This is a genomic window from Streptomyces sp. NRRL S-244 (genome assembly GCF_000717915.1).
In the GTDB taxonomy this organism is placed as follows: domain Bacteria; phylum Actinomycetota; class Actinomycetes; order Streptomycetales; family Streptomycetaceae; genus Streptomyces.
This window is the reverse complement of sequence record NZ_JOCX01000071.1, coordinates 1-243: the sequence shown is the minus strand read 5'-3', so window position 1 is coordinate 243 and position 243 is coordinate 1. Positions and strand designations below refer to the sequence as shown.

Sequence of the window (243 nt, the reverse complement as noted above, 5' to 3'; positions counted from 1 at the left end):
TAGGCCAGATGTGGAAGCCCGGTAACGGGTGGAGCTGACTGGTACTAATAGGCCGAGGGCTTGTCCTCAGTTGCTCGCGTCCACTGTGTTAGTTCTGAAATAACGAACAGCTGTGATTACAGCCAGCGTTCTGAATTTCATAGTGTTTCGGTGGTCATAGCGTTAGGGAAACGCCCGGTTACATTCCGAACCCGGAAGCTAAGCCTTTCAGCGCCGATGGTACTGCAGGGGGGACCCTGTGGG

At 54.3% G+C, this 243-nt stretch carries 1 rRNA gene; it reads left to right on the top strand.

Annotated features, from left to right (window positions below):
• Positions 1–146: 146 nt before the first annotated feature.
• A 5S ribosomal RNA gene (rrf, locus tag IF02_RS33345) occupies positions 147–243 on the top strand; the annotation flags it as partial.